The sequence below is a fragment of the Luteibacter sp. 329MFSha genome (assembly GCF_900111665.1).
GTDB lineage: Bacteria > Pseudomonadota > Gammaproteobacteria > Xanthomonadales > Rhodanobacteraceae > Luteibacter.
The window spans coordinates 224,931-251,888 of record NZ_FOJE01000003.1 but is presented as its reverse complement, the minus strand read 5'-3'; the positions used below and the strand labels follow the sequence as shown (position 1 = coordinate 251,888).

Here is a 26,958-nt window from a genome sequence, read left to right as displayed (position 1 = left end):
GAAAGGGAAATGGCCTTGCCTGCTTTGCTTTGGGCACCGCAGGTTTCGGCGAGTGGAATGATAGTTGGCTCACATTGCTAAAGCAATATGTCAGGTTATGTGCCGTAACTCACTGATTTAGTTGGTGCGAAGCGATTCGATCTTCTTCGCGCGGCGCCCGGACCGCGGCAGGCCGTAGTCGTTGTCGAACAGCGCGCTTTCCCAGGCGCCGTACGTCGGGTTCGGCAGCACGAACCAGCGCTCTCCGATCCACGCGGTGTAGGGCGCCATGGCCTTCGCGCGACCTTCGGCGTTGTTGCCGTACACGTCGGTGAAGTCGCCGATCTGATCGCCGAACTGCATCAGCACGCGATGGTCCTTGCCGACCAGCTGGCGGCGGCAGCCCTTCTCGCTACCCGCCTGCTCGCATCCTTCGACGAAGGTGCCCAGGCCCAGGAACGAGGACTTGTCCGCGACCGGGAACCCGGCCGAACGGAGGTTGGCGAGCGTCGCCTCGTCGAGATCCTTCGCCCGGTTCGAGATGTAGAACACGGCCACGCCATGGTCGGCGGCGAACTTCGTGAATTCGAGCGCGCCGGGTAGCGGACGGGCGATCGCCTCCTTGCACCACGCCGCCCATGCGGCCTCGTCGAACTCGCCGCCGGAGCGCACGAGGCGGGCCTGGTAGGGCGAGTTGTCGAGCACGGTCTCGTCGATGTCGAGGATCACGGCCGGCTTCAGACCCTTCAGCGACGGGTGCGCGGCGCGGTCCGCCTTCGGCAGGGCGTCCCACGTCGGGTCCTTCTTCGCCTTGAGGAGTTTCTCCGTCGCGTCGCGGTAGGTCTGCAGATAGATGAAATCGTGCTCGCTCGCGTTCTGCGACCAGGCCACGGCGTTGAGGTTGTCGTCGGCGGCGGGGCCAGCCGGCGCCGGCGCGGACGCGCTGGCACTCGACGCCGGAACCGGCATCGGCGCGGTGGCCTTCGGCGTGTGAGCGCAGCCCGCGAGTGACAGCGCGGCCGCGAGTGCGACCGGAGCGAACCTGATCATGCAAACCCCTGTGGAGACGGGCACCGCGCCCGTGGCGCGGCGATTCTGCGGGCAGTTTACGACAGCGTGACGACGGCGGCACGCCTCTGGCGCAAAGGCCCCACCTGCTGACAGACTGCGCTCTCATCCACGACGGAACCGTCCATGGAAGTCGCCACCTCGCGATCGCACGCCGTGCGCATCGCCAGTTATATCGCCGCCGGACTCGGCCTGTTCCTCGTCCTTTACCTGCGTCTGTTGCCGGCGCTCCTGGCCGGACTCCTGGTCTACGAGGTGGTCGTGTCGACCGCGCCGCTCATGGGCCGCCGGCTTTCGGGCGACCGGGCGCGCGTGCTCGTCGTGGCCCTCGTCGGCGTGCTCGTCGTGGGTCTGCTCACGCTCCTAGTGTTCGGCGGCATCAGCTTCTTCCGCAACGAGATCGGCAACCCGGAAGACCTCTGGCAGAACCGGCTCATGCCGCTGGTCGAGCGCGCCCGGCAGCAGCTGCCGCCCGCGATCGTCGACCGCCTGCCGGACAGCGTGGAGGCGCTGCGCGTGACGGCGATGGATTGGGCGCGCTCGCACGCCGTCACGCTGCAGCTGGCGGGCAAGGAAGCCGCTCGCGTGGTGGTGCACATCCTGATCGGCCTCGTGCTGGGCGCGATCGTGGCACTCAGCCGTACGCGGCCGACGCACCAGGTCGGGCCGTTCGCGGCGGAGCTGAGCCTGCGCGCCGCGCGCCTCGCCGACGCCTTCCACAACATCGTCTTTGCGCAGATCAAGATCTCGCTGTTCAATACCTTGTTCACCGCGATCTATCTGCTCGCGGTGCTGCCGATGTTCGGCGTGCACCTGCCGCTGACGAAGACGCTGATCGTGATCACCTTCGTGGTCGGGTTGCTGCCGGTGATCGGCAACCTCCTGTCCAACACGGCCATCACCGTCGTGGGCCTGTCGGTATCGCTGTACGTCGGTCTCGGCGCGCTGGCGTTCCTGATCGTCATCCACAAGTTCGAGTACTTCCTCAACGCGCGCATCGTCGGCAGCCAGATCCGCGCCCGGGCGTGGGAGCTGCTCGTTGCGATGCTGCTGTTCGAGGCGGCGTTCGGGCTGCCCGGCGTGGTGGCGGCGCCGATCTTCTACGCCTACCTGAAAGCCGAGCTGGAAGCCGAGCGGCTGATCTGACCTCGCGGGCTTGATGCCGCGTTCATCGCCGTGCTGCTGGAATCGCGCCACCCCGAGGAGCCCTACATGCCGGATACCCCGTACAACGCACGCGCCATCCGCATCGTCACGTACGTGCTGGCGGCGCTCGCGCTATGGGGCATCCTGATGCTCCATCTCATCTCCGCGCTTCTGGCGGGGCTCCTGGTCTACGAGGTCGTGGAAACGCTGACGCCGCTGATCCGGCGGGTCGTCCCCGGCGAGCGCGCCCGCTTCTTCGCTGTCGGCGTGGTCACCGTGGTGGTCGTCGGCGCCATCATCGGGATCGTCGTGGCCGCGTTGACGTTCTACCGTCGCGACCTGGGCGATCCCCAGGCGCTGTGGGATGCCAAGCTGCTGCCGCTCCTGACCAAGGCGCACGAGCAGCTGCCCGCCTGGCTCACGTCGAACCTGCCCGACAGCTTCATCGACTTCCGCGAGCAGGGCATGGCCTGGGCCCACGAGCACTCCGGCGACCTGCGCCTGGTCGGCACGACCGCCGCGCGCGTCTTCGCGCATGTCCTGATCGGCCTCGTGCTCGGCGCCATCGTGGCCGTGAGTCACGGTGCCGGGCACCGGCCGTCGCGTCCGCTCTCGTCGGAGCTGGCGACGCGCGCGGCGCGCCTCGCGCGCGCCTTCCACAACATCATCTTCGCGCAGCTGAAGATCTCGGCGATCAACACGGCGCTCGCCGGTCTCTTCCTGCTGGTCGCGCTGCCGCTGTTCGGCGTGCACGTGCCGCTGGCGAAGACGCTCGTGATCGTGACCTTCGTGACCGGCCTGCTGCCCGTCGTCGGCAACCTCATCTCGAACACGCTCGTGACGATCGCGGCGCTATCGGTATCGCTATGGGTGGGCGTGGCCGCGCTCGGATTCCTCGTCGTCGTGCACAAGCTCGAGTACTTCCTCAACGCGCGCATCGTCGGCGGGCAGATCCGTGCGCGCACCTGGGAGCTGCTCGTCGCGATGCTCGCCTTCGAGGCCGCGTTCGGCCTGGCGGGGCTGGTGGCCGCGCCGATCTACTACGCCTACCTGAAGAGCGAGCTCGAGGCCGAAGGGCTGGTGTGATCAAGCGCCGCCGCGCGGCATCGCCGATGCGATCGGGTGCTCGCGGTGGCGTCAGCCGCCGGCGAGCATGGCGCGGATGCGCGCCATGTGCGTCGCCGCCGTCTCCTTCTTCACCTCGGCGTCGGCTTCCGGATCCTTGCCGTCCCAGTGCAGGTCGTCCTGCGGCAGCTCGTCGAGGAAACGGCTGGGATCGTTGGTGAGGATCTCGCCGTACTTGCGCGACTTCGCGGCGAAGGAGAGCGTAAGCAATTCCTTCGCGCGAGTGATGCCGACGTACATCAGGCGCCGTTCCTCGTCGAGGCGCCCTTCGTCGATCGCACCCTCGTGCGGAAGGGTGCCGTCCTCGCAGCCCACGATGAACACGAAGCGGAATTCGAGGCCCTTGGCCGAGTGCAGCGTCATCATGCGCAGCGCGTTGCCCGGATCGTCGCGGTCGGCATGGCTGAGCAGTGCCAGCTGCGCCGCGATGTCGCCGGTGCGGCCGCCGTCCTTGCCCATCGCGCGGAACCAGTCGGTCAGTTCGCGCAGGTTGCCCAGCCGACGTTCGCGCAGCGCTTCGTCCGGCGTCGAGGCCGCGATCTGCGCGCCGTATCCGGTCTTCTCGATGACCGTGTTCACCAGGTCCGCGGCGCTTTCGTGCACGGCGTGGCTGCGCAGTTCGTCCATCAGCCGCGCGAAGCTGGCGAGCGCGCCCGCCGGACGGGGGCTGATGGATTTCAACGCCGCGTCGCTGCGGGCGGCGTCGAGGAGCGACGCGTTGCGTGTCTGCGCGATCTGCCCGAGCTTCTCCAGCGACGTGGCGCCGATCTCGCGCCTGGGCACGTTGACGACGCGCAGGAAGGCGGCGTCGTCGGTCGGGTTGGTGATCAGCCGCAGGTAGCAGAGGATGTCCTTCACCTCGGCGCGGTCGAGGAACGACAGCGCGCCGCTGAGGTGGTACGGCACGCGCGCCAGGCGCAGCGCCTTCTCGATCACGCGCGCCTGGAAGTTGCCGCGGTAAAGGATGCAGAAGTCGTCCCAGCGAACGCCCTTTTCCTTGTACTTCTCGTGCAGGTTCGAGGCGATGGCGGCGATGCGTTCGGCCTCGTGCTCGTTGTCCTTGCACTCGAGCACGCGGATCGGCGGACCCTCGATGTGGTCGCTCCAGAGCTTCTTCTCGTGCACGTGCGGGTTGTTCGCGATCAGCTGGTTCGCGGCACGCAGGATGCGCTTCGCGCAGCGGTAGTTCTGCTCCAGCTTGATCACGCGCAGGTTGGGGAAATCGCGGCCGAGCTGGTCGATGTTCTCCGGATTCGCACCGCGCCACGCGTAGATGCTCTGGTCGTCGTCGCCGACGCAGGTGAAGCGCGCCTTCGGGCCTGCGATGGCCTTCAGCAGACGGTACTGCGCGTCGTTGGTGTCCTGGTATTCGTCGACCAGCAGGTAGCGCAGGCGCTCCTGCCAGATGGCGCGCGCCTCGTCGTCCGTCTCGAGGATGCGCAGCGGCAGCCGGATGAGGTCGTCGAAGTCCACCGCGTTGAAGGCGGCGAGGCGCTGCTGGTAGAGATCGTAGATCGTCGCGGCCTCGATCTCGCGCGGGCTGCGCGCGGAGGCCATCGCTTCCTCGGGCGTCAGGCCGGCGTTCTTCGCGCGGCCGACGAGGTTGCGAATGCCCTGGATCACCTCGGGCTTCACGCCCTTGGGTGAGAGCTCCTTGATCATGTTCGCGCTGTCGTCGGCGTCCAGCACCGAGAACCCGCGGCGCAACTGCGCGCGGTCGTGCTCGATCTGCAGGAACTTCAGGCCCAGCGCATGGAAGGTGCACACCGTCAGCGCCCGGGCGGCATCGTCCGAGATGAGCTTCGAGACGCGCTCGCGCATCTCCTTCGCCGCCTTGTTGGTGAAGGTGATCGCGGCGATCTTCTCGGCGGCGAGATGCCGGCGGGAAATCAGGTGCGAGATCTTCTCCGTGATGACACGGGTCTTGCCGGAGCCGGCGCCGGCCAGCACGAGGAGGGGGCCGTCGCAGTATTCGACGGCCGCGTGTTGTTGCGGGTTGAGCATCGTGGGATCGGCCACTAGGACAGGCGGACGAGGGCCCCGATGGTAGCAGGTGGAGGCCCCGGGCTCGCGAGGCGGTAAACTGGACCGTCACGTACCGGAAAGTCCATGGCCAAGCTCTACTTCTACTACTCGGCGATGAATGCCGGAAAGACCACCACGCTGCTGCAGAGCGCGCACAACTACCATGAGCGCGGGATGCGGACGCTGATTCTCACGCCGGCCCTGGACAACCGCTACGGCGAAGGCGTCGTGGCCTCCCGGATCGGCCTCCAGGCCCGCGCGATGCGGTTCGCGGGGGAGGACGACATCTTCGCGATCGTCGAGAAGGACATCGCGAACCGTGGCGCGCTCCACTGCGTGCTGGTGGACGAGGCGCAGTTCATGAGCAAGGCGCAGGTCTGGCAGCTGTCGGACGTGGTCGACCGCCTGGGCATCCCGGTCCTGGCCTACGGCCTGCGGACCGATTTTCGCGGCGAGCTCTTCGAGGGCAGCCGTTATCTGCTGGCGTGGGCCGACAACCTGGAGGAGATCAAGACGATCTGCCACTCGGGCAAGAAGGCCACGATGGTCGTCCGCGTCGACGAGCACGGGCGCGCCGTGACCCAGGGCCCGCAGGTTGAGATCGGCGGAAACGACCGCTATGTCTCCGTCAGTCGCGCCGAGTTCAAGAGCATCACCGGCGGCGACGGACGTATCGAGCTTCAGCAGCCCGTGCTGCCCCTCGGCGAAACCGACCCCGAAGAAGGATCCCACGCGTGACCGAGACGACGACCCCCGCCGCCGAATGGCCGCGCCCCTACTGGCAGGAAAGCGACGAGCAGGCCGTGCTCCTGTTCTTCGTCTTCGGCGCCTTCCCCGAGGACCTCGCCATTCCGGCCGCGAAGTACGGTAGCCCGGGCCTGCCCGAGGGCGTCGAGCTGCAGCGCTTCCAGAACGCCGTGCTCGCGCGTTGGGAAGGCTACCCGCTTTCCGGCGCGCTCGGCGAACTGTTGCGCGAGGACAACGCCGAGGCCTTCAAGGCCGCGAAGGCCGCACCGCATGTGATCGCGATCCGTGGGCGCTTCCCCGACCGCGACACCCTCGACTACCTGCGCGACACCCTGGGCGTCGTGGCGGGGCTGCTCGATGTCGGCGGCACCGCGGTGGTGGATCCGCAGATCCTGACCCTGTTCGACAAGGGCGCCTGGCGCGAGCATTACCTCGTCCAGGGCGGCGCGCCGCCGCGGAACCACGTGCTGATCCTGTGCAGTCCCGAAGAGACCAAGGGTCGTTCGTGGATCCGGACCCGCGGCATGCGCAAGTTCGGACGCCCGGACATCAGCCTGACCAACGTGCCCGATCGCGAAGTCGACCGCGCGGGCGCGCTCTCGGAGCGCCTCGTGGAGCTCGGGGCGCTGGGTTCGCGCTTCGACGACGGGCAGGCGCTCGAGGTCGACGGCGTGCCGGGCGGCCTCGCCGTCGTGCTTTCCGGCGACGAGGAAGATCCACGCTTCAACAACTCCCATGCGGCGATGCGCTGGCCGGACTGACGCGTCAGTCCGGCGCGAACGCGTTGAGCCAATGCACGAACTTCGCCGTGTCGCCGTCCTCGTGGATGTCGACCGCGACGAAGTTCGGCTTGCGCCCCGCGGCGGGACGACAGTAGTCGACGTAGCGGACGTGTAGCCGGTCGAAGGCGTTGTCCGCCCCCACGTGCCAGTCGGTCAGGGGCGTCGCCGCGTCGTGGAAGTGGTTCATGGTGAAGAGCCGGCGCCATCCCGGTTTGCCCGCGACCTCCGGTTCCGAGAGGGGAACGTGGTTCCATCGGGTGTAGCACGCGTAATTGTGCTCGATGACCGGTGTGCCGAGGCTCCAGTAATTCTCCACCGTGAACGCGTCGCTGCGCATGAAGTGGACGGGCCCGGCCGGCGTGTCGATGCGGCCGCTTTGCTCGTTGGCGAGGGTGAAGACGAGGATGCGCCGGCCGCTCTGCACGATCGCTTCGTAGGACGGCCAGCCATCGGTGTCCCACGCGTCGGGATCGAACGTCATCGCCGCCAGGGCGGGCGCCATTTCCAGTTCGGCGACGAGCGCGTCGCGCGTCGTGAAGTCTTCCAGATGGAGCATCAGCACCGCCGACGGATCGCGCTCGAGGAACGGTAGCAACGTTCCGTTGACCAGATCGGCGAAGTGGGTCGGCGGGGTGGTGCACCGGTTATGGCAAAGGCTCACCCGGCCGCGGTGTTCATGCAGATCGAGCATGAACGCGCGAACGCCCGCGGCGAGCTGCTCCTCGATCGTCTGGCGCTGGTTCGGAAACGAGCCGTTGCTGGTGAACGCGTTGTGCGTCGTCACCCAGCTGTAGCGGTCGAAGGGGCGGCTCAGGTCGGTCGGCGTGTCGGCATTGGCTGCATGGGCCAGCAGGTTGGCGATGGCGAATACCGTCAGTCCGGCGAGCCGCGTGTGCATGGTGGTGGGCACGGGAGACTTCCATGTGGCAAGGCATGGAGAAAGTCTATGAAGCGGTGCCCGGGCGTCGCCGTCGGTTCACTACCCGGGTTCGTGTAGTCCTGCCTACTTCTGGCAGCCTGGGCAGTAGAACGAGGCGCGTTGGCCGAGCGTCACGACGCGGATGGCCACGCCACAGGTCTTGCAAGGCTCGCCCGCTCGGCCATAGGCGTTGAGTTCCTGGAAGAAGTAGCCCGGCGCGCCGTCCGGTGCGAGGAAGTCGCGCAGCGTCGTGCCGCCGCGTTCGATGGCGTACGCGAGGATGCGCTTCACCTCCGCGGCGAGCCGCGCGTAGCGCTCGCGCGAGACCTTCCCGGCGGCGCGACGCGGATCGATGCCGGCGGCGAACAAGGCTTCGCTCGCATAGATGTTGCCGACGCCGACGACCACGGCGTTGTCCATCAGGAACGTCTTCACGGCCGCGGTGCGACCGCGCGAGAGGCGCCACAGCAGGTCGCCGTCGAACGCGTCGGTGAGGGGTTCCGGCCCGATCCCTTCGAGCAGCTCGTGCGTTTCGTCCGGCATCTGCCAGAGCAGGGCGCCGAAGCGGCGCGGATCCGTGAAGCGGAGCACGCGGCCGGAGTCGAGCAGGATGTCGACATGGTCGTGCTTGCCGGGCGGCGTGTCGGCGGGGAGCACGCGCAGCATGCCGGACATGCCCAGATGCAGTAGCGCCGTACCGGCCGCCGTGTGCAACAGGAGGTACTTCGCACGCCGTTCCACCGCGTCGACGACCTGGCCCGGCAGCAGCGTCGCGATCTCCGGCGGAATGGGCCAGCGCAGATCGGGACGGCGCAGGACCACGCCGGTTACCCGTCGCCCTTCGATGTGCGGTGCGATTCCGCGGCGGGTGGTTTCGACTTCGGGCAGTTCAGGCATGCGCGAAAGATGGGGTTTCCCGGCGTTCCGGGCAAGCGGTCACGGTGCCGTCGAGGCCGACGTGGGCAACGACGACGTGCGCGGCGCCCTTGGCAGGGCTTGCGCGGGGACGATGGCGATGCGGTCGCCGATGCGCGCGTAGCGCTGCTTGCCCAGGGCGGTCATCTCGCCGAACTCGATCCGTGTATCGTCCAGGCGCAACTCGGCCAGCGGGGGCGCCAGGCCGATCTTCGCGGGGTCGAAGGCGCTCGCCGGCCGCCAGTCCGCGACGGGCGTGGCCGCCAGCGACGCGAGCTCGTCGGCGCGACCCTGATCGACGGCGCCGGTGCCGTTCGTCCAGCGGCCGTCGCGGCGGTCGAACCGCTGGACGGGCAGGCCTTTGAGCGACACCTCGACATGCGTCACGGCATCCGGATCGAGCGTCGTCAGCAGATGCGCGCGCGCTTCGGCGTCGTCGGCATGCCATTGCCAGGCCACCGCGCCCACGAGCGCGATCAACGCGACGATGCCGGCGACGCGTGCGAGCACGTCAGCGCCGCCGGCGTCGCCACGCGATGCCGACGCCGAGGGCCAGCAGCACGAGGGGCAGGAAGACGAGGAAGCCAAAGGTCACGGCGTTGAGGCCGTCCTGCGAGAGCGAGATCACGCGATCGGGCGCGCCGCGCGCCGGCAGGTCGACGAGCACGTCGTCGCCGAGCAGCCAGTCGAGGATGCGCTCGCCGAGCGCGCGATTGCCGCCGTTGCCGACATAGGTGTTGGAGAGGAAATCGCCATCGCCGATCACGACCGCTCGCTGTTCGCTCTTCGCCGGGCTGGGCGAGAGGCGGTTGAGCGCGAACGCGAAATCGAGCGGTCCCTTCAGTTCGCCGGCTTCGGGATGGAAGGCGACCGTCGACGGCTTGTCGTTGTCGATGCCTCCGAACGCGGTCCAACTGCGTTCGCCGGAGCGCAGGAAGGGCACCACGGCCCAGTCGTGGTCGGATACCTGCGCGAGTGCCGCGACCTGCGGGAACAGCGTCGTTTCGCGGAACGCGCGCGTGATCGCATGGAAAGGATAGTCGCCCACCACAACGAGGCGCGGATCGTTGACGTTGAGCGTGCTGCCCTGGCCATCGACGAGGACGCCGGGCAGCACGCGCACGCCGAGCACGTCGGCGAGCGCGCCGGTGCCGAGGTCGTCGTTCGCGGGCTCGGTGAGCCAGAGCAGGTTGCCGCCGTCGCGCACGTAGTCGACGAGCGCCGTCACGCTCTGGGCGGGCACGGCGGCCACCGGGCTCGCCAGCACCACGAGGTCGGTGTGCTCGGGAACGCCGCGCGTCTGGCTGAAGTTGAGGGGCACGGCCCGGATGCCGCGCCGTTCCACCTGGCGCATGAACGTGCCGAGGTCGGCGTTCGCACGACCGTCGGCCTGACGCTCGCCGTCGCCGGTGACGAAGGCGACGATGCGCTGGCCGCCGCGCGCGAGGCGTTCGAGCGCGTTGGACAGGTTGCGTTCGTTGATGGGGCTTTCGACGCGTTCCTCGCGGCCGTGGTAACGGATCAGCAGCGCGCCGTCGCCTGCGATGCCCAGCTGCCGCGACGCCGCCGGATCGAGGTCGGGATCGACGAAGGAGAGGACCAGATCGGGTTTCGCACGCGTGTAACGCTCCATCACCGCGGCGATCTGCTCGCGCAGCGGGCCGGCTGGCGACAGGTAGCCGACGACCTCGACGCGGCCCGGAAGTTTTCCGAGCACGGCGACGCTCTCCGGCGCGAGGCTGGCGCGCGCGCCGCGCGTCCAGTCCCACGTCCAGCTGTGTCGCGCGCTGAGGAAGCCGAGGCAGCCGGTCGCGACGATCAGGCCGAGGAGCACGAACCAGCGGTCGAGGCGGCGCATCACTGGCGCTCCCGGTCGGCGCCCAGGCGACGGATCGCGAGGGTCAGGGCGAATGCGATCGCGAGCGCGAACCATGCGAGGTCCGCGGTGGTCACGAGGCCGCGCAGGAGGTTCTGCAGGTGCGTCGCCATCGTCAGCCACTCGAGGAACCCACCGTTCACGCCGGCCGCCTGGGCGCCCCGGTCGATCGTCCACAAGGCCAGCGTGACGATCAGCGCCATGGCGGCGGCGATGGCGGGAAAGCTCGTCGCCGCCGAGCAGGCGACGCCGATGGCGGCGAGCGTGGCCAGCATCAGCGCCGTGCCGAGGGTGGCCGAGGCCAGCTTGCCCCAGTCGGCGGTCGACTCGAGGCCGACGACAAGCGGCATGGCGAGTGTCGCCATCAGCCACAGGGCGAGCCACAAAAGCACCGCGAGGTACTTGCCGAGCACGATCCGCCACGGCGGCAGGCCGGTCGAGGCGAGAAGGGCGAGGGTGCCGTTCCGGCGCTCGCCGGCGAGCTGCGTCATCGTCATCAGCGGCACGACGAGGAAGGCGAGCTTCGCCAGTTCGGCCAGCAGCGGAATGGCGACGAGATCGGTGAAGCCCGGCGCGTCGGCCACCGCGGCGTATTTCACCTGCTGGGCGACGAACTGGCCGAGGCCGAGGATGAAGGTCCACGCGAGCCAGGCGATCGTGAGCGCGGCGAGCGCCCAGGCCAGGGGCCGGACGGCGAGGCGGCGGAGTTCGAGTCGCGTGACGGCGAGGACGGTCATGCCGCGTTCCCCGTGGCGATGCCAAAGAAGGTGGCCTCCAGCGACTTGCCGCCTTCATCGCCGTGCAGCGGGGCGTCATGGCGGAGCGAGCCCTCGTGGAGGATCGCCACCCGGTCGCACACGGCGACGACCTCGCCGAGCACATGCGTGGAAAGGATGACCGCCGCTCCGGCGGCGGCGCGCTCGCGGATGAGCTTGCGCAACTCGCCGACCTGGACGGGGTCGAGCGCGTTCGCCGGTTCGTCGAGGATGATCAACGCCGGATCGTGCACGAGGGCGCAGGCCAGCCCCAGGCGCTGGCGCTGGCCCTGGGAAAGCACTCCGGCCATCCGCCGCCGCAGCGGCTCCAGCTGGAGGCGCGCGACCATCGCATCGGCCGCCCGGCGAGCGGCCGCGCGCGTCGCCCCGCGCAGCCGGGCGAGCGCCAGCAGGTGCTCGTCGACCGAGAGTTCGGGCCACAAGGGGGCGCTTTCGGGGAGCCAGCCCACCAGCGTGCGTGCCAGGCCGGGGTGGGCCACGAAATCCTTTCCGGCCAGGAGGATCCGTCCGCGATCGGGTCGCAGGGCGCCCGCGAGCATCGAAAGCGTCGTGGATTTGCCCGCGCCATTGACGCCCAGCAAGCCGAGCACTTCACCGCCGTTCAGGCGGAACGAGACGTCGGCGACCGCCGAGCGGCCGGCGCGGCGGCGGGAAACGCCTTCGACGTTCAGCAAGCCGTCTCCCATCATGCCCGTACGTCGCCCATCGCCGCGCTTCTTGCAGAATCCTGCTCCCATCGTGTCGACGGGGCGGCGTGCGGATGAACGGTGGGCGTCGGTGTCATCCCGCGATTGTGCGGAATGGCCGCGGGATCCGACAACCGCCGTTTTCACAAATCGCCCGAAACCGTGCTGGTGGGTATGGAACCGGCTGGTTAGACTGGTCGGGCACGATCCCTTCACTTCCCGCGCGGTACCGACTGAATGCTCGACACCCTGCTCGATTTCCTGTCCAACGGCCTCACCCGCGCAAGCTGGGGCGAGATCGTCGTGTACATGCTGGTGGTCACCCAGCTCACCATCTTCACGGTGACGCTCTACTACCACCGTAGCGCAACCCATCGCGGCGTGGATTTCCACTGGACCCTCAACGGCTTCTTCCGTTTCTGGGGCTGGCTGACCACGGGCATGGTGGTGAAGGAGTGGGTGGCCATCCACCGCAAGCACCACGCCAAGGTCGAGACCGAGGAGGATCCGCACAGCCCGCAGATCTTCGGCATCAAGAAGGTCTTCCTCGACGGCGTCTCCCTCTACCGTGAGGCCAGCGAAAACAAGGCCGACATGGAGAAGTACGGTCGCGGCACGCCCGACGACTGGTTCGAGCGTCACCTGTTCGGCAAGCACCCGTACTGGGGTCCGGTCCTCATGGCCGTGATCGACCTGTCGCTGTTCGGCGTGGTCGGCATGGCGTTGTGGGCGGTGCAGATGATCTGGATCCCCTTCTGGGCCGCCGGTTTCGTCAACGGCATCGGCCACTGGTGGGGCTACCGCAACTTCGAGAGCTCCGACACGGCCACGAACATCTCGCCGTGGGGCTTCTGGATCGGTGGCGAAGAGCTGCACAACAATCACCACGCGTTCCCGAGCTCGGCGAAGTTCGCGCTGCGCAAGTGGGAGTTCGACATCGGCTGGGCGGCCATCTGCGGCCTGCGCTTCCTCGGCCTCGCGAAGGTGCTCCGCGTCGCGCCGACGCTGAACATCCGCCCGAACGTCCACCTGCCGGACGCCGAGACGCTCAAGGGCGTGCTGGCGCTGCGGTTCCAGGCCACCACCGATTACTACCGCAACGTCATCCTGCCGACCATGCGCGAGGAAGTCGGCCAGGCCGGCGAGAGCATCAAGGCCATTCCGCGTCGCCTGCGCCGCGCGCTGGCCGATGGCGGCCGCTGGCTGGACAACGACGCCCGCGAGCGCATGCATGCCGCGCTCGCCAATCGCCCCGCGCTGCAGACCGTGTGCGAGTTCCGCGCTCGCCTCGTCGCGCTGATGGAAGAGCGCGGTGCGGAGAAGTCGCTCAAGGCGCTCCAGCAGTGGATCGTCGAGGCGGAGCAGAGCGGCATTCGTTCGCTCCAGCAGTTCGCGCAGCGCCTGAAGGGGTACTCCGCGGTCGGCGTCTGAGTCGAAGCGCTACGCAGGTCCGAAAGGGCGCCGACTCGGGAGGGTCGGCGCCTTTTTCATGCGTGGACGATCACCAGTGTCGTGCCGCGTCGGCGAACAGTTCGACGGCCCAGTCGATGAAGGCGCGCACGGCGGGGGCGAGGTGGCGACTCTGCGGATAGAGAGCCGACACCGGTTCCAGGGGCGCATCGACATCGGCGAGTACCCGGATCAGACGCCCCTCCGCGAGCGGCTCGCGCACCATGTAGCTGGCGGCGCGGATCAGGCCCAGTCCGGCCATGCCGGCCGCGACATACGCATCGGTGTCGTTGACGCGGACGCGTTCCTTCATCGCGATGCTCACCGTCTCCGTCCCTTGCCGGAACGGCCACGCGATCGAGCGGCCCGTCTGGCTGTTCACGTAGCCAACGGCCGTGTGCCGGCCCAGTGCCTCGATGGAGTCGGGCATGCCGTGGCGTTCGAAGTACGCCGGTGAACCGCATACGTACCATCGGAACGCGCCGAGGCGACGGGCGACGAGGCGCGAGGGGCGAAGCTCGCCGGCCCGGATCACGCAGTCGATGCCGCGCTGGATGACGTCGACGGTGGCGTCCGCCAGGTGCAGGTCGAGGTCGATGCCCGGATACCGTGCGTGGAAGCCTCCGAGGGCGGGAATGATGAAATGCGTCGCGAGCGACGGGGTGGTGCCGATCGTGATCGATCCTCGCGGCGCGCCGGCCTGCTGAGCCGTGGCCTCCGCCGCCCGCACGTCGTGCAGGATCGCCTTGCAGCTGTCGAAGTAGCGCAGGCCCGCGTCCGTGAGGCTCAGGGAGCGGGTCGTCCGGTTAAGCAGTCGCGCGCCCAGATGCGCTTCGAGCTCCTTGATGGTGCGCGTCACCGTCGACGGAAGGACGTGCATCGTCTCGGCGGCCCCGCGGAAGCTGCCGGCCTCGATCACGCGAATGAAGGTCTCCATCGCCTGCAGACGATCCATGCGGGGCTCCGTGGCGCGGCCGGCGCACCGACCAGGATTGTTGCGCGATGACGAACTATGAAGTCGTGCACGCGCAGCCTATCACCGGCTTCGCTTCGAGCACCATGGCGGCTGGCTTGGTCATTGCATCGAAGAGGGCGAACAACATGGTGAACGAAAGCGAAGTGCTCAAGGACGTCCTCGTCCTCGGCGCAGGACAACTGGGCATGGCGGTGCTGCGCGCGCTGGCGCCGCGCGCTCGGGCGGCGGGCCACCGACTGACGGTGCTGGTGTCGCCGGCGAGCCTGACCGAGCCGTCGGGGCAGGAGGCGCTCGAACGGTTGGGCGTCGACGTCATCGGCTTCGACCTCATGGCGGACGAAGCATCGCTGGCGGCGCTCTTCTCGCGGTACCGCACGGTGCTGAACGCGACCGGGTTCGTCGCGGGTCCGGGAACGCAGATGAAGATCACGCGCGCCGTGCTGGCGGCAGGGGTTCGCCGTTACTTCCCGTGGCAGTTCGGGGTGGATTACGACGTCGTCGGACGTGGCAGTGGGCAGCCCGTCTTCGACGAGCAATACGACGTCCGTCAGGTGCTGCGTGCGCAGCGGGGAACCGAATGGGTGATCGTGTCGACGGGCATGTTCACGAGTTTCCTGTTCGAGCCGGCGTTCGGCGTGGTCGACCTCGGCGCAGGAAAGGTCAACGGCCTCGGCAGCTGGGAAACACGAGTCACCGTCACCACGCCCGACGATATCGGCAGGCTCACGACGGAGATCCTTCTAGCCGAGCCGCGGATCGCGAACGAGGTCGTCTACCTGGCCGGCGACACGATCTCGTACGGCGGCCTGGCGGACGTGGTCGAGCGCGTGACGGGGAAGAAGGTCGAAAGGACGCTGTGGACGCTCGACAGGCTGCGCGCCGATCTCGCCAACGCGCCCGACGACGTGATGGCGCGATACCGGGCGGCCTTCGCGCGCGGCGACGGGATGTGGTGGGAGATGTCGCGGACGTTCAACCGGCGGCACGGGTACGAGACGGTCGACGTCGAGGGCTACCTGCGATCCCGCCTCGAGTGTTGAAGCAAAAAGAAAGCCGCCTTTCGGCGGCTCCCGCCATCGTCAGATGGCACGCCTTTATCACGGCAAAAAGAAAGCCGCCTTTCGGCGGCTCCCGCCATCCTCAGATGGCACGCCTTTATCAAGGCAAAAAGAAAGCCGCCTTTCGGCGGCTTTCTTCGGAAGATCACTTGATCTTGCCTTCCTTGTATTCGACGTGCTTCCGGACGACGGGGTCGTACTTCATGAAGACCATCTTTTCCGGAGTGTTCTTCTTGTTCTTGGTGGTCGTGTAGAAGTGACCGGTGCCCGCGGTGGAAATCAGGCGGTGCTTATCGCGCTTGCTTGCCATGTTCGATCTCCTTAGATCTTTTCGCCGCGGGAACGGAGGTCGGCCAGCACGGCTTCGATGCCGTTCTTGTCGATGGTGCGCAGCGCGTGGTTGGAAACGCGCAGCTTCACCCAGCGGTTCTCGCTGGCGACCCAGAAGCGACGCTCGTGCAGGTTCGGCAGCCAGCGGCGACGGGTCTTGTTGTTCGCGTGCGAGACGTTGTTACCGGTCTGCACACCCTTGTTGGTGACTTGGCATCTACGGGCCATGATGACCTCCTCTAGATTCGTTGGACCATCCTTTGGCCAGGACGGCGACGGCCCAGCGACGCGCCGTTCGACCGGGCGCCACGCGATGGCTGGAGGGTGGAGCGCTTCCGCCGCTGAGGGCCCGCATCGCGTGACGGGCCTGCCCGACGCATCGGGTTGGCATAGGGAAGCCGGGCATTCTCTCAGAATCCCACGTGCCCGCGCAAGCCGGACTGTGCGCCGCGCCGTGTTGTATGAAACAATCCCGGCTTTCGTGCCCCCGGCACACGCCCACTCCAGACGACGCCTTCCCGAGGACAACGCAATGGCAGAAATCACCGCCAACGGCCAGGCCGGCCAGCCGCAGCTCGTGCTGCAGAAGATCTACGTGAAGGACGCCTCCTTCGAAGCCCCGAACGCCCCGCAGGTGTTCCAGGAAATGGGCGAGACCGAGGCGCAGCCGCAGGTCCAGCTCAACCTGGGCCACAAGGCGACGGACCTGGGCAACGATCTGTTCGAAGTCGTCCTCAGCCTGACCCTCACCTGCAACCTGGGCGAGCGCACGGCGTACCTGGCCGAAGTGCACCAGGCCGGCATCTTCGGCATCGCCGGCTTCAGCGACGAAGACCGCGACGGCATCCTCGGCTCCTACTGCCCGAACCTGCTGTTCCCGTACGGCCGCCAGATGGTCTCGGCGATGATCCAGGAGGGTGGTTTCCCGCCGTTCCTGCTGCAGCCGATCAACTTCGACGCCCTCTACGCCGAGCAGCAGCGCCAGCAGGTCGAAGGCGTGGGTGCCCATACCCTCAACAGCTGACGCGATGAGCGCCGCTTCCCGACCCACCGTCGCCGTTCTCGGCGCCGGGTCCTGGGGTACCGCGCTGGCCGCGCTGCTGGCGCGCAACGACGTCCCCACGCGACTGTGGGGGCGCGACGCGGATGCGCTCGCGGCCATGGCCGCGGCGCGCCGCAACCTGCGTTACCTGCCCGATCTCGACCTCCCGCCCGAGCTCGCCTACGAGTCCGATCTCGCGGCGGTGCTGCGCGGGGCGGACATCGTCCTCATGGTGGTGCCGAGCCACGCCTTCGCGGCGATGCTCGACCAGATCGTGCCGCTGCTCGAGGCCGGAGCGAAGATCTCCTGGGCGACCAAGGGCTTCGAGACCGGCACCGGCCGTTTCCTGCACGAGCTCGTCAACGAGAAGCTGCCCGGACGCCCCGCGGCGGTCGTCACCGGACCCTCGTTCGCGCGCGAAGTCACGGCGGGTCTGCCCAGCGCGGTCACGGTGCACGCGACCGACGAAGCCTTCGGCAAGAAGCTCGCCGTGCTGCTGCACGCGCCGAACTTCCGTGCCTACACGGGCAACGACATCCTCGGCGCCGAGCTCGGTGGCGCGATGAAGAACGTGCTCGCGGTGGCGACGGGCGTGGCCGACGGCATGGAGCTTGGGCTCAATGCGCGCGCGGGCCTCATCACCCGTGGCATGAACGAAATGCTGCGGCTCGGCGTGGCGCTGGGCGCGCGGGCCGAGACCCTGATGGGACTGGCGGGCCTGGGCGACCTCGTGCTCACGTGCACGGGCGACCTGTCGCGCAACCGCCGGCTCGGGCTCGCCCTGGGCAAGGGCATTCCGCTCGACGAGGCCGTGCGCCAGATCGGCCAGGTGGTCGAGAGTGTCGTCACGGCCGACGAGGTGGCCCGGCTCGCCGGCTTCCACGGGCTCGACCTACCGATCTCGGCCGCGGTGCGTGCCGTGCTGCATGGTGAAGTCACGCCCGCCGAGGGCCTGCGCAGCCTGATGGGCCGTGAGCAGAAGGCCGAGTACCCGGTCGACCTGTTCGCCAACCGGCGCTGAGACGCGGGCAAGACCGACGCCCGGCTCGCTGAACCGGGCCGGTCCACTGGGTAAAAAGTCCTACGGGTTCCTCATCCTGCGTTTGCTAAGCTTCCTGTTTTGATCGCGCGGGCAGGATCGGTACGGATGCATCAACCGGACGACAAGCGCAGCAGGGGAGACGAGCCGGCCGGTTCACTGCCGCAGGCGTGGCGGCGCGCGCTCGACGGCGCGGCCCCGGCGGCGCCGACCGACCGCACCGTGCTCGGCTTTTTCGTCGAGGCCGTCAACGACGACCACGAGCCGGCCGCCCGGCTGGACGTCGCGCCCGTGCTGCTTTCCGTCAGCGCCGATGGCCGCTATTCGCGCCCCTTGCCGCTCGACAGTCGCCACCTGCCCGAATCCGCGCTCACGGTGACCGAGAAGCGGCTTGCCGCGACGCTGCTCGGACTGCCCCAGACGTTGCGCAAGAGCCGGAGCTACGCCCGCTTCACCGGTACGCTCGGCGACCAGCTGCTGGCCGAAGTGCTCGACAACGCACCGTGCTTCTTCGGCGGCGTCGCCGGCCTGCAGCTCTCGCGCGGCAAGCCGCACGCGTTGCGTTGGCGCTGGAGCCTCGAGAAGGACGGCAGCCAGAAGCTGCTACCCGACGTGCCTGCGAGCCAGCGTCTGTTCCGCGTGGGTTCGCTCTGGTACCTCGATGCCGAACACGCCGAGGTCGGCCCGCTCGAAGGCGACCCGTCCGAGAGCGCGTGGCTCGACCTCCCGGCACTGCCGCCGGAGAGCACCGCTGCGTTCATCGCCGGCCGCGACGGCACGCGCTTCGGCAATCGTCTTCCGGAACCGCAGGTGTTCGGCGCGATGCGCCGCGCGGAAGTCTCGCCACGGCCCGTGCTCGTACTGCATGCGCTGACGCGCCACGCCCGCCTCGCCGCCGGAACGCCGCCGCTCGCATACGGCCGGCTCGCTTTCGATTACGCCGGCGAGCGCCTGCCCGGACGTGGCGGCGAGCCACTGGTGCGCCGCGTGCGCAACGGAACGCTCCTCGAGATCTGCCGTCGCCGGGCCGAAGAACTCGCGACCATGGAAAGCCTCGAGTCCGCCGGGCTGAATCCTGCCGTCGACACCGAGGGTCTGCCCTGGGACATGGCGGACACGCTGCCGGAGGACGCCTGGCTCTTTCCGGGCAAGGGCTATGCCGGCGCGCTGGAAGTGAACACGCCGGCGCGATGGCTCGCCCTGCGTCCGCGGCTCGAAGCGGACGGTTTCCTGCTCGAGTACGACCGCAGCTTCCCGTTCGAAGTCCTCGAAGGCCCGGTGCGCTGGTACGGACAGGCCGACGAGGACGATGCCGATCGCGCGTTCGATCTCGAGATCGGCATCGAAGTCGAAGGCAAGCGGGTCAACCTGCTGCCGGCCGTGGCGCAGGCCCTGGCCGAGCATCAGCTCAGCCTGAGCCCGCTCCCGGGCGAGGCGGAAGACTCCGTCTGGTATGCCCCGGTCGACGATCGTCGCCGCGTGCCGGTGCGGCTGAAGGAATTGCGCGGCCTCCTCGCGCCGCTGGCCGAATACCTCGAGAAGCCTCGCCAGCAGCTTCACCTTCCGCGCGTGCAGGCGGGGCGTCTGGAGGAACTCGTGCAGGCCCTGCCGAGCGGCGGGTCGTTCGAAGCGCCGGAGCGACTGCGCGGCTTCACGCGCCGCCTGCGCGAGGCGGCCGAGCGCGCGAGCGACGCCGTGCCGGCCGGCATCCGTGCCGAGCTGCGCGGTTACCAGCGCGATGGCCTGCGCTGGATGAACGCGCTCGCCGAAGCGGGCACCGGCGGTGTGCTCGCCGACGACATGGGCCTGGGCAAGACCCTGCAGCTCATCACGCACCTGGTCGCGCTGAAGGAGAGCGGCAACCTGTCGTCGCCAGCGCTGGTCGTGGTGCCGACGAGCCTCGTGCCGAACTGGATTTCCGAGGTCGCGCGCTTCGCGCCGGAACTCACGTTGCTGGCGCTGCATGGCCCGCAACGCGCCGAGACGTTCGCGCGCATCGCCGAACACGACGTGATCCTGACCACGTACGCGCTTCTTCCGCGCGACGTCGAGACACTGAAGAAGCACGCTTTCTCGCTCGTCGTCCTCGACGAGGCGCAACAGGTGAAGAACCCGCGCACGCAGGCGCGCCGCGCGCTGCTCGCGCTGAAGGTGCAGCGTTGCCTGTGCCTCACCGGCACGCCGCTGGAAAACCACCTGGGCGAGTTGTGGTCGCAGATCGACCTCGCGGTGCCGGGACTGCTCGGCGACGAGGGAGCGTTCCGTCGTCACTATCGCGTGCCGATCGAGAAGCACCAGGACATCGACTGCCAGGACCGGCTCAATCGCCGCATCGCGCCCTTCATCCTGCGCCGCACGAAGGCGCAGGTGGCATCGGAACTGCCGGCGAAGACGGAAATCACGCGTCGCGTCGTCATGGAGCCGAAGCAGCGCGATCTGTACGAAAGCCTGCGTCTGTCGCTGGCGGAAGAGCTGCGCGAGGTGATCGCGCAGCGCGGAATCGCGCACAGCGGCATCGTGGTGCTCGACGCGCTGCTGAAGCTTCGCCAGGTCTGCTGCGATCCGCGCCTCGTGAAGCTCGAAGCCGCGCGTGGCGTCCGCGAATCCGCGAAGTTCGAGCTGCTGATGGACATGCTGCCCGCGCTGCTCGCCGAAGGGCGCCGCGTGTTGCTCTTCAGCCAGTTCACCGAGATGCTCAAGCTCATCGCGCACGAACTCGATCGCCGTCGCATCGCGTACGTGACGCTCACCGGCGAGACACGCGATCGCGCCGAGCCCGTGCAGCGCTTCCAGGATGGCGAGGTGCCGCTCTTCCTGCTGTCGCTCAAGGCCGGCGGCGTCGGACTCAACCTCACCAGCGCCGACACCGTCATCCACTACGACCCGTGGTGGAACCCGGCGGCCGAAGCGCAGGCGAGCGATCGCGCGCATCGCATCGGCCAGGACAAGCCCGTCTTCGTCTATCGCCTCATCACGGCGGGAACGGTGGAAGAGCGCATCGAAGAGCTGAAGGCTCGCAAGGCGGAACTCGCCGACGCGGTCCTCGAAGGCGGTGGCAGTCGCGAGCGCCTCAGCTTCGACGAAAGCGACCTCGACGCACTGCTCGCTCCCTCGACGTAGGCCGCATCGCCGGGGAATGCGCCGGCGATTGCGTCGGACCACGGCGCGAGGCTTGTAATCCATAGGTCACGAGCGTAACTTATGGGTTACAGTCGATCCATGTATGAGATCGTCCAGAGCGAGACATTCCGGCGCTGGTTTTCGCGGCTTCGCGATGCGGACGCGACTGCGCGCATACAGGCGAGGTTGCGTCGTATGTCGTTGGGTCATCCGGGCGACGTCAAGCACGTCGGATCGGGTGTCCGCGAGATGCGCATCGCCTGCGGTCCCGGATATCGCCTCTACTACATCGTGCGCGCGTCGGCGCTGGTCATCCTTCTGACAGGCGGCGACAAGAGCAGTCAGCGCGCCGACATCGAACGGGCGATCGCCATCGCCGCAGCATGGGACCACGGTGCATGAAAGAACGATTCACACGCTGGGATGCCGCCGACCACCTCCGGACCGAGGCCGACCAGACGCGCTACCTCAACGCCTGTCTCGCCGACGACCCAGGCGATGGCAGCCTCGTACGCGCCGCGCTTGGCGACATCGCGCGCGCGCGCGGCATGACGCACGTCGCACGCGCCAGCGGCATCTCGCGCGAAGGCCTCTACAGGGCGCTGGCGACGGACGGCAACCCCGAGTTTGCCACCGTCATGCGCGTGATGCGCGCGCTCGGCGTGCACCTGCACGCGGCCTGATCTCGCAAGCACCTGACCGCGCCAACCGGCCGTTCGCGTGCGACGGTATCGCCGCGCGTCGCGTCATTCGCGCCCACGGGTGAGAAACCTCGGAGATTCGTCGCGCGGGCGCTCGTCGGGCAGCGTCTCGCGCTCGGCGTCAAAAGAACCAGCAACTGTGATCTCCATCGCACTTTTGCGACGGGTGCGCTAGGTCATATCTCATTCTCAAGACGTAGGCGTGCTCGACAGGAATGATCGGCACGCGGTGCTCAAGCGGCCGCCGCGTATCGTTCTGACCAGGAGAAACACGTGCGAAAGAATCGCATCTCGTGCGTCGCTATCGGCGCCTTCTGTCTGCCTTTGTGCGCGTTCGGCCAGGGAGCGGCAGGGTCTTCGGAGACGGCGTTCGACAACGAGCCGTTTTTTCAGCGCATCGAGGCGCTGGCCCACGATGCCGCTGATGGGGCGGAAGCCTTGCAGGAGCATTGGCCGATCCGGGCGCCCGCACGGGAAATGCGCAGCAATACCGTCAGCTATGTCGGCGGTGGCGCGCCGCTCGTGCCGGGCATCGACGTGCTGGCCTCCGAGATCAGGGTGAGACGAACAGATCCGTCGCACGTCGTCGTTGCGAACATGCAGCTCTCCGCCCCGTGCATCAGCCTCGACACCGTCCGCGCACGTTACCCTTCGGCGATCGTGACCGGCTCGCCACACAACGGTTCGCCGGACGCATATGGTACGTGGTCGATCTTCGGGCCCGACGGGGAGATCGCCTTCGGATTCTCCTACGTCAATCCGAAGTGCGTCGGGCGGGTGACGCTGGTGCCGGGTGCGTCGCCGCCGGCCTGATCCCTCTAGGGAGGCACCAACAAAACGCCTGGCAGGAGCCGGGCGTTTCATATCAGCGCACGAAGCGTATGCAGCCGCGTGCCGCTGGCTTCGACGATGGCGAGCCCTGCGCCGCCGATGAGGCCTGGCTCGGGGTCCATGATCGCCAGGATCAGAATCGCCTCCGTCGTTCCGCGGGAAACGTAGCGTCGGAGTTCTAGCCTCGCCCACGCGCGAATCAGGCCGAACTCAAGCATGGGCTTCGGCAGATTGCGGATGGTTCTCAAATGCGAAGGCGACAAGCAGCGCCGATGTTTCGCCACGCAAGCTGGACATTAAGGAGTCATCGATGATCGCAAGAGTGGCTGGCGCCTTTCTGCTGGCCTTGTTCACGCCGTACGACGCCAACCACAGCCTTCCCGCATCCGGCGACGCTGGCGATCAGGATCCCGTTTTCTGGCAGCGGGTGAACGACATCGCGAGCCGGCTGGCGGAGGGCGAGGAAGCGCTGCGCGGCGTTTGGCCCGGAAGCTCCCTGTCATCGAGCGACGACGATCGATCCGAACGCGGTGCTGGTCCCTTTTCGCCCTCGACCACCGTCACGCGTTCCGAGTTGCGACAGCGCAGGGATGGACGGCTGGCGGTGGCGGTCATCGACATCGGCGGGCGTTGCGTCTCCCGAGGTGAAGTCCTGACTCACTACCCAGGGCTCGAACTTCGGGATACGCCGAGGCCGGACATGCCCGACGCGTCGAAGCGAGTGGTCTGGTCAGCGAACGTTGATCGCGGAAGCGTGGTGTTCAGCTTCGCGGACGGCGCACCCGGATGCCTTCGGAGCGTCTCGTTCAGTCCAGACTGACGTCGAGGAAGCTGGCAAAACGAAACGCCCGGCACGAGCCGGGCGTTTCGTTTCAGCACGAAGCGAGGGATCAGCGATGCAGCGGCGTGCCGCCGGCTTCGACGATGGCGAGCGCTGCGCCGCCGATGAGGCCCGGCTCGGGATTCATGATCGCCTGCGTCGGCACCTTTTCCATCGTGTCGCGGAAGCGGCCCTTGGCTTCGAAACGCTCGCGGAAATGCTTCTGGATCCACGGGAGCAGGATCGGTGTCATGCCGCCGGTGAGATACACGCCGTCCCATGCGCCGAGCGTGAGGACCAGATCGCCCGCCACGCTGCCGAAGATGCCGGCGAGGGCTTGCACGGCCCGCGCGCACATCGGGCAGGTGCCTTCCGTCGCACGCTTGGTGACATCTTCCGGCGTGATCGTCTCATCGGGCTTCTGGCCGGCGATCTCGCAGATCGCGGTGTAGAGGTTCACCAGGCCCTGGCCACTGATCAGGCGCTCGTTGGAGACGCGGCCGTAGCGGAGGTTCAGCACCTTGAGGATCTCGATGTCCTCGGCGCTGTGTGCCGCGAAGCCGGCATGGCCGCCTTCGGTCTGCAGCACGCTGACCTTGTCGCCGCGGATCAGCAGGCCGCCGACGCCCAGGCCCGTGCCCGGACCCACGACGACGAACGTCTGCTCGTCCTTGGCGCCGATCACGGGAACGGCCGGCTCGCCGATCCGCTCGAGCTCGCGATGGCCGTCGCGCAGGGCCTTGTCCGGGCTCATCAGCATCACGGCCATCGACTGCGCGGCGAAGTCGTTGACGAGGTGGACCCACTCGAGGCCGAGTTCGCCCGCCAGCGTATGCGCCGAGATGGCCCACGGATTGTTCGTGACCTTGACGGTCTCACCGTTGTCGATACGGCCGGCGGCGGCGATGATCGCGCGGGTCGCCTCGTGGCCCGTTTCCTTGAAGTACTGCTTCGCGGCGTCCGCCATGGAGGCGTAGTCCTTGACGTGGTACTTCCGTATGCTCGATTCGATAAGCGGTTGATCTTCTTCCGGATGCGCGATGCCGAAGCGCACATTGGTGCCGCCGAGGTCGGCGAGCAGGGTCGGCGCCGGAGCGCTAACGTTGGCCATGTTGGAGAACCTGTCGTGTCACGGAAGCACGCAAGGGTGCCTCGCATGGGGGCTGGCGTCTAGTGAAGGCTGTCCCCGCGCTTAGCTACCAGCGTGGTTCTCCTTGAACGGCCTTCCCTGCCGGCACTTTGACGTAAACGATTACGTCGGCAGAATACTCCATTGCCCGGACCATTGGCAGGCTCGACCTGTCGCCCGCGGCGCCCACCGGAGAAAGTGATGGCAGCGGTTCGCCTCGACAAAGTACGCAAGGTCTACCCGAACGGTCACGTGGCGCTGAAGGAGGCCAGCTTCGAGATCGCCGACGGCGAACTCCTCGTACTCGTCGGCCCGTCGGGCTGCGGCAAGACGACCCTGCTGCGCATGATCGCCGGCCTGGAGTCGATCAGCGGGGGCACGATGACCATCGGCGACCGCGTGGTGAACGACGTCGCGCCGAAGGACCGCGACATCGCGATGGTCTTCCAGAACTACGCGCTGTATCCGCACATGACCGTGCGCGAGAACCTTGGCTTCGGCCTGCGCCTCCGTGGCGTGGCGAAGGAGGAGATCGACCGTCGTGTCGACGGCGCGTCCGGGATGCTCGGCCTCGACGAACGCCTCGACCATCGACCGGCCGCGCTCTCCGGCGGGCAGCGCCAGCGCGTGGCGCTCGGTCGCGCGCTCGTGCGCGATCCCGCCGTGTTCCTGCTCGACGAGCCGTTGTCGAACCTCGACGCGAAGCTGCGTCTGTCCACGCGCGTCGAGATCGCGCGTATTCATCGACGCCTTGGCGCGACGATGGTCTACGTCACGCACGACCAGATCGAGGCGATGACGCTCGGTCAGCGCATCGTGGTGCTCAACGGTGGCGTGATCCAGCAGCTCGATACGCCGATGAACCTCTACAACAAGCCGGCGAACCTCTTCGTGGCCGGCTTCCTTGGCAGTCCGGCGATGAACCTGTTCCACGGCACGCTGCGCCGCGCCGACGGACTCGTGCTGGAAACGCGTGATGGGGCGATCGCGCTCGGTTCGGATGTCGCCGCGCTCGCGGCCTACGTGGACAAGCCGGTCATCGTCGGCATCCGTCCCGAGGACCTCCTCACCGTGGGCGATCACGAGGGCGTCGCGGAGCGCCTGCGCGCGCACGTGGAAGTCGTCGAGCCCGTGGGCAACGAGGTGTTCCTGAACATGCGCCAGGGCGACGACGAGCTGGTCGCGCGCGTTCCGCCGCACTCCACGGTGCAGCCGGGTACCGATGTCGCGCTCGGCTTCCTGCCCGAACGCCTGCATTTCTTCGATCCGGAAACCACCGCCCGCATCGGCTGAGCGCCGGGAACCACGGTCGCCGCCCCTGCGACGCTTTGCCCCCCGGCAGGAGGGCGAGGAGGCGTAAAATGGGCGGATCGCCAACGAACAGGTTCGTCCCATGACCTTTCCCGCCGTCCGTATGCGCCGCATGCGTCGCGACGCCTTCTCCCGCGCGCTGATGCGCGAGAACGTGCTCACCGCCAGCGACCTCATCATGGTGGCCTTCGTGGTCGAGGGCCAGGGCGTCCGCCAGCCGGTGCCGTCGATGCCGGGCGTGGATCGCCTGTCGATCGACGAACTCGTGAAGCTCGGCGAGGAATGCGTCGCGCTCGGCATCCCCGCGCTCGCGCTGTTCCCGTCCGTGGACGCGTCGGCCAAGTCCGAGGACGCCGCCGAGGCCTGGAATCCGGATGCGCTGTTCCAGCGCGCCACGCGCGAGCTGAAGGCGCGCTTTCCGGAGCTCGGCCTCATCGGCGACGTGGCGCTCGATCCGTACACGACGCATGGGCAGGACGGTCTCATCGACGCCGGTGGCTACGTGATGAACGAGCCGACGGTCGAGGCGCTCATCCGGATGTCGCTCGCGCAGGCCGAGGCCGGCATGGACTTCATCGCGCCGTCCGACATGATGGACGGCCGCATCGGCGCCATCCGCGAGGCGCTCGAAGACGCCGGCTACATCCACACGCGCATCCTGGCGTACTCGGCGAAGTACGCCTCGAGCTTCTACGGCCCGTTCCGTGATGCCGTCGGATCCTCGGCCAACCTGGGCAAGGGCAACAAGCACACCTATCAGATGGACGTCGGCAACAGCGACGAGGCCCTGCGCGAGGTCGAGCTCGACCTCCAGGAAGGCGCCGACGTCGTCATGGTGAAGCCGGGCCTGCCGTACCTCGACATCGTCCGCCGCGTGAAGGACACCTTCGGTGCGCCGACGTTCGTCTACCAGGTCAGCGGCGAGTACGCGATGATCAAGGCGGCGGCGCAGAACGGATGGGTCGACGAGAAGGCCGTGGTGATGGAATCGCTGCTCGCGATGAAGCGCGCCGGTGCCGATGCGATCCTCACCTATTTCGCGATCGACGTCGCGCGCTGGCTGAAGGGCTGACGCAAGTCCCGGATTCTGCAAATCCCATCCGTGCAC

Annotated in this window: 28 protein-coding genes; 15 read left to right on the top strand and 13 right to left on the bottom strand. The window is 68.0% G+C overall.

Translation table 11 applies throughout. The features are described from left to right. Nucleotides 1–117: 117 nt before the first annotated feature. Nucleotides 118–1,029 carry a 5'-nucleotidase, lipoprotein e(P4) family gene (locus BMW54_RS15120; protein WP_090057585.1) on the bottom strand — a complete coding sequence of 304 codons (912 nt, stop codon included), beginning with the start codon at nucleotides 1,027–1,029 and terminating at the stop codon, nucleotides 118–120. A gap of 144 nt (nucleotides 1,030–1,173) precedes the next feature. Between BMW54_RS15120 and BMW54_RS15115 the strand changes: the two genes are divergently transcribed. Continuing rightward, nucleotides 1,174–2,193 (top strand): AI-2E family transporter, encoded by a 1,020-nt coding sequence (locus tag BMW54_RS15115; protein ID WP_090057582.1) that lies wholly within the window; start codon nucleotides 1,174–1,176, stop codon nucleotides 2,191–2,193. A gap of 66 nt (nucleotides 2,194–2,259) precedes the next feature. Continuing rightward, nucleotides 2,260–3,279 carry an AI-2E family transporter gene (locus BMW54_RS15110; protein ID WP_090057581.1) on the top strand — a complete coding sequence of 340 codons (1,020 nt, stop codon included), beginning with the start codon at nucleotides 2,260–2,262 and terminating at the stop codon, nucleotides 3,277–3,279. Between the two features lie 51 nt (nucleotides 3,280–3,330). Here BMW54_RS15110 and BMW54_RS15105 read toward each other — a convergent pair whose 3' ends face one another. Next, a complete protein-coding gene (locus BMW54_RS15105; RefSeq protein WP_090057578.1) occupies nucleotides 3,331–5,322 on the bottom strand; it encodes a UvrD-helicase domain-containing protein in 1,992 nt (663 codons plus the stop codon). Nucleotides 5,323–5,427: 105 nt separating this feature from the next. On the opposite strand from BMW54_RS15105, the gene BMW54_RS15100 reads away from it, so the two are divergent. Together BMW54_RS15100 and BMW54_RS15095 are read left to right on the top strand one after the other, a co-directional pair. Continuing rightward, the gene (locus BMW54_RS15100) at nucleotides 5,428–6,081 is read left to right on the top strand and encodes a thymidine kinase (protein WP_090057576.1); all 654 of its coding nucleotides are present in this window, start codon (nucleotides 5,428–5,430) and stop codon (nucleotides 6,079–6,081) included. Further along, nucleotides 6,078–6,851 carry a hypothetical protein gene (locus BMW54_RS15095; RefSeq protein ID WP_090057573.1) on the top strand — a complete coding sequence of 258 codons (774 nt, stop codon included), beginning with the start codon at nucleotides 6,078–6,080 and terminating at the stop codon, nucleotides 6,849–6,851. The genes BMW54_RS15100 and BMW54_RS15095 overlap by 4 nt, the downstream gene beginning before the upstream one ends. A 4-nt stretch (nucleotides 6,852–6,855) precedes the next feature. On the opposite strand, the gene BMW54_RS15090 is transcribed toward BMW54_RS15095, so the two are convergent. From BMW54_RS15090 to BMW54_RS15065, 6 genes are all read right to left on the bottom strand, one after another. After that, nucleotides 6,856–7,782, bottom strand: a complete 927-nt coding sequence (locus BMW54_RS15090) for a PI-PLC domain-containing protein (RefSeq protein WP_090057570.1) — start codon at nucleotides 7,780–7,782, stop codon at nucleotides 6,856–6,858. 93 nt (nucleotides 7,783–7,875) lie between these two features. Beyond that, nucleotides 7,876–8,688, bottom strand: coding sequence for a bifunctional DNA-formamidopyrimidine glycosylase/DNA-(apurinic or apyrimidinic site) lyase (gene mutM / locus BMW54_RS15085; protein ID WP_090057567.1), 813 nt, complete (start codon nucleotides 8,686–8,688; stop codon nucleotides 7,876–7,878). A 39-nt stretch (nucleotides 8,689–8,727) separates the two neighbouring features. Next, entirely contained in the window at nucleotides 8,728–9,216 is a 489-nt protein-coding gene (locus BMW54_RS15080; RefSeq protein WP_090057566.1) for a hypothetical protein, read from the bottom strand. A gap of 1 nt (nucleotide 9,217) precedes the next feature. After that, nucleotides 9,218–10,564 carry a GldG family protein gene (locus BMW54_RS15075; protein WP_175472887.1) on the bottom strand — a complete coding sequence of 449 codons (1,347 nt, stop codon included), beginning with the start codon at nucleotides 10,562–10,564 and terminating at the stop codon, nucleotides 9,218–9,220. Further along, nucleotides 10,564–11,319, bottom strand: coding sequence for an ABC transporter permease (locus BMW54_RS15070; protein ID WP_090057560.1), 756 nt, complete (start codon nucleotides 11,317–11,319; stop codon nucleotides 10,564–10,566). Before BMW54_RS15070 ends, BMW54_RS15075 begins: the two co-directional genes overlap by 1 nt. Next, nucleotides 11,316–12,260: an ABC transporter ATP-binding protein gene (locus BMW54_RS15065; protein ID WP_254779390.1), complete on the bottom strand. Its 945-nt coding sequence runs from the start codon at nucleotides 12,258–12,260 to the stop codon at nucleotides 11,316–11,318. Before BMW54_RS15065 ends, BMW54_RS15070 begins: the two co-directional genes overlap by 4 nt. Nucleotides 12,261–12,281: 21 nt before the next feature. Here BMW54_RS15065 and BMW54_RS15060 point away from each other — a divergent pair, with 21 nt between their 5' ends. Further along, a complete protein-coding gene (locus BMW54_RS15060; protein WP_090057555.1) occupies nucleotides 12,282–13,475 on the top strand; it encodes a DesA family fatty acid desaturase in 1,194 nt (397 codons plus the stop codon). Nucleotides 13,476–13,545: 70 nt separating this feature from the next. Here the strand turns inward: BMW54_RS15060 and BMW54_RS15055 are convergent, their stop codons facing one another. Continuing rightward, nucleotides 13,546–14,448, bottom strand: a complete 903-nt coding sequence (locus tag BMW54_RS15055; protein ID WP_090057553.1) for a LysR family transcriptional regulator — start codon at nucleotides 14,446–14,448, stop codon at nucleotides 13,546–13,548. 146 nt (nucleotides 14,449–14,594) lie between these two features. Here BMW54_RS15055 and BMW54_RS15050 point away from each other — a divergent pair, with 146 nt between their 5' ends. Then, on the top strand, nucleotides 14,595–15,509 hold the full coding sequence (locus BMW54_RS15050) for an aromatic alcohol reductase (protein ID WP_090057855.1): 915 nt from the start codon (nucleotides 14,595–14,597) through the stop codon (nucleotides 15,507–15,509). Nucleotides 15,510–15,672: 163 nt separating this feature from the next. Here BMW54_RS15050 and rpmG read toward each other — a convergent pair whose 3' ends face one another. After that, nucleotides 15,673–15,837, bottom strand: coding sequence for a 50S ribosomal protein L33 (rpmG, locus tag BMW54_RS15045; RefSeq protein WP_036109728.1), 165 nt, complete (start codon nucleotides 15,835–15,837; stop codon nucleotides 15,673–15,675). An 11-nt stretch (nucleotides 15,838–15,848) separates the two neighbouring features. Further along, complete coding sequence (gene rpmB, locus BMW54_RS15040; RefSeq protein ID WP_089981369.1) at nucleotides 15,849–16,085, bottom strand: 50S ribosomal protein L28; 237 nt, start codon at nucleotides 16,083–16,085, stop codon at nucleotides 15,849–15,851. A gap of 304 nt (nucleotides 16,086–16,389) precedes the next feature. Here rpmB and secB point away from each other — a divergent pair, with 304 nt between their 5' ends. The 6 genes from secB to BMW54_RS18620 all read left to right on the top strand — a co-directional run bounded on the left by secB (nucleotide 16,390) and on the right by BMW54_RS18620 (nucleotide 22,572). Continuing rightward, complete coding sequence (gene secB / locus BMW54_RS15035; RefSeq protein ID WP_090057550.1) at nucleotides 16,390–16,881, top strand: protein-export chaperone SecB; 492 nt, start codon at nucleotides 16,390–16,392, stop codon at nucleotides 16,879–16,881. Nucleotides 16,882–16,885: 4 nt separating this feature from the next. Next, nucleotides 16,886–17,920 (top strand): NAD(P)H-dependent glycerol-3-phosphate dehydrogenase, encoded by a 1,035-nt coding sequence (locus tag BMW54_RS15030; RefSeq protein WP_090057547.1) that lies wholly within the window; start codon nucleotides 16,886–16,888, stop codon nucleotides 17,918–17,920. A gap of 126 nt (nucleotides 17,921–18,046) precedes the next feature. Next, entirely contained in the window at nucleotides 18,047–21,058 is a 3,012-nt protein-coding gene (locus BMW54_RS15025; protein ID WP_090057545.1) for a DEAD/DEAH box helicase, read from the top strand. Between the two features lie 99 nt (nucleotides 21,059–21,157). Then, nucleotides 21,158–21,460 carry a type II toxin-antitoxin system RelE/ParE family toxin gene (locus BMW54_RS15020; protein ID WP_090057542.1) on the top strand — a complete coding sequence of 101 codons (303 nt, stop codon included), beginning with the start codon at nucleotides 21,158–21,160 and terminating at the stop codon, nucleotides 21,458–21,460. After that, on the top strand, nucleotides 21,457–21,741 hold the full coding sequence (locus BMW54_RS15015) for an addiction module antidote protein (RefSeq protein WP_090057539.1): 285 nt from the start codon (nucleotides 21,457–21,459) through the stop codon (nucleotides 21,739–21,741). The genes BMW54_RS15020 and BMW54_RS15015 overlap by 4 nt, the downstream gene beginning before the upstream one ends. 291 nt (nucleotides 21,742–22,032) lie before the next feature. Beyond that, nucleotides 22,033–22,572, top strand: a complete 540-nt coding sequence (locus BMW54_RS18620; RefSeq protein ID WP_139206120.1) for a hypothetical protein — start codon at nucleotides 22,033–22,035, stop codon at nucleotides 22,570–22,572. Nucleotides 22,573–22,619: 47 nt separating this feature from the next. Here the strand turns inward: BMW54_RS18620 and BMW54_RS15005 are convergent, their stop codons facing one another. Beyond that, a complete protein-coding gene (locus BMW54_RS15005) occupies nucleotides 22,620–22,808 on the bottom strand; it encodes a hypothetical protein (protein WP_090057535.1) in 189 nt (62 codons plus the stop codon). 92 nt (nucleotides 22,809–22,900) lie between these two features. Here BMW54_RS15005 and BMW54_RS15000 point away from each other — a divergent pair, with 92 nt between their 5' ends. Beyond that, nucleotides 22,901–23,410, top strand: coding sequence for a hypothetical protein (locus tag BMW54_RS15000; protein WP_090057533.1), 510 nt, complete (start codon nucleotides 22,901–22,903; stop codon nucleotides 23,408–23,410). Between the two features lie 70 nt (nucleotides 23,411–23,480). Here BMW54_RS15000 and glk read toward each other — a convergent pair whose 3' ends face one another. Beyond that, nucleotides 23,481–24,521: a glucokinase gene (gene glk / locus BMW54_RS14995; protein WP_090057530.1), complete on the bottom strand. Its 1,041-nt coding sequence runs from the start codon at nucleotides 24,519–24,521 to the stop codon at nucleotides 23,481–23,483. A 219-nt stretch (nucleotides 24,522–24,740) separates the two neighbouring features. Here glk and ugpC point away from each other — a divergent pair, with 219 nt between their 5' ends. Together ugpC and hemB are read left to right on the top strand one after the other, a co-directional pair. Then, entirely contained in the window at nucleotides 24,741–25,832 is a 1,092-nt protein-coding gene (gene ugpC, locus BMW54_RS14990; protein ID WP_090057528.1) for an ABC transporter ATP-binding protein, read from the top strand. Nucleotides 25,833–25,932: 100 nt separating this feature from the next. After that, nucleotides 25,933–26,922, top strand: a complete 990-nt coding sequence (hemB, locus tag BMW54_RS14985) for a porphobilinogen synthase (protein ID WP_090057525.1) — start codon at nucleotides 25,933–25,935, stop codon at nucleotides 26,920–26,922. Nucleotides 26,923–26,958: the final 36 nt, after the last annotated feature.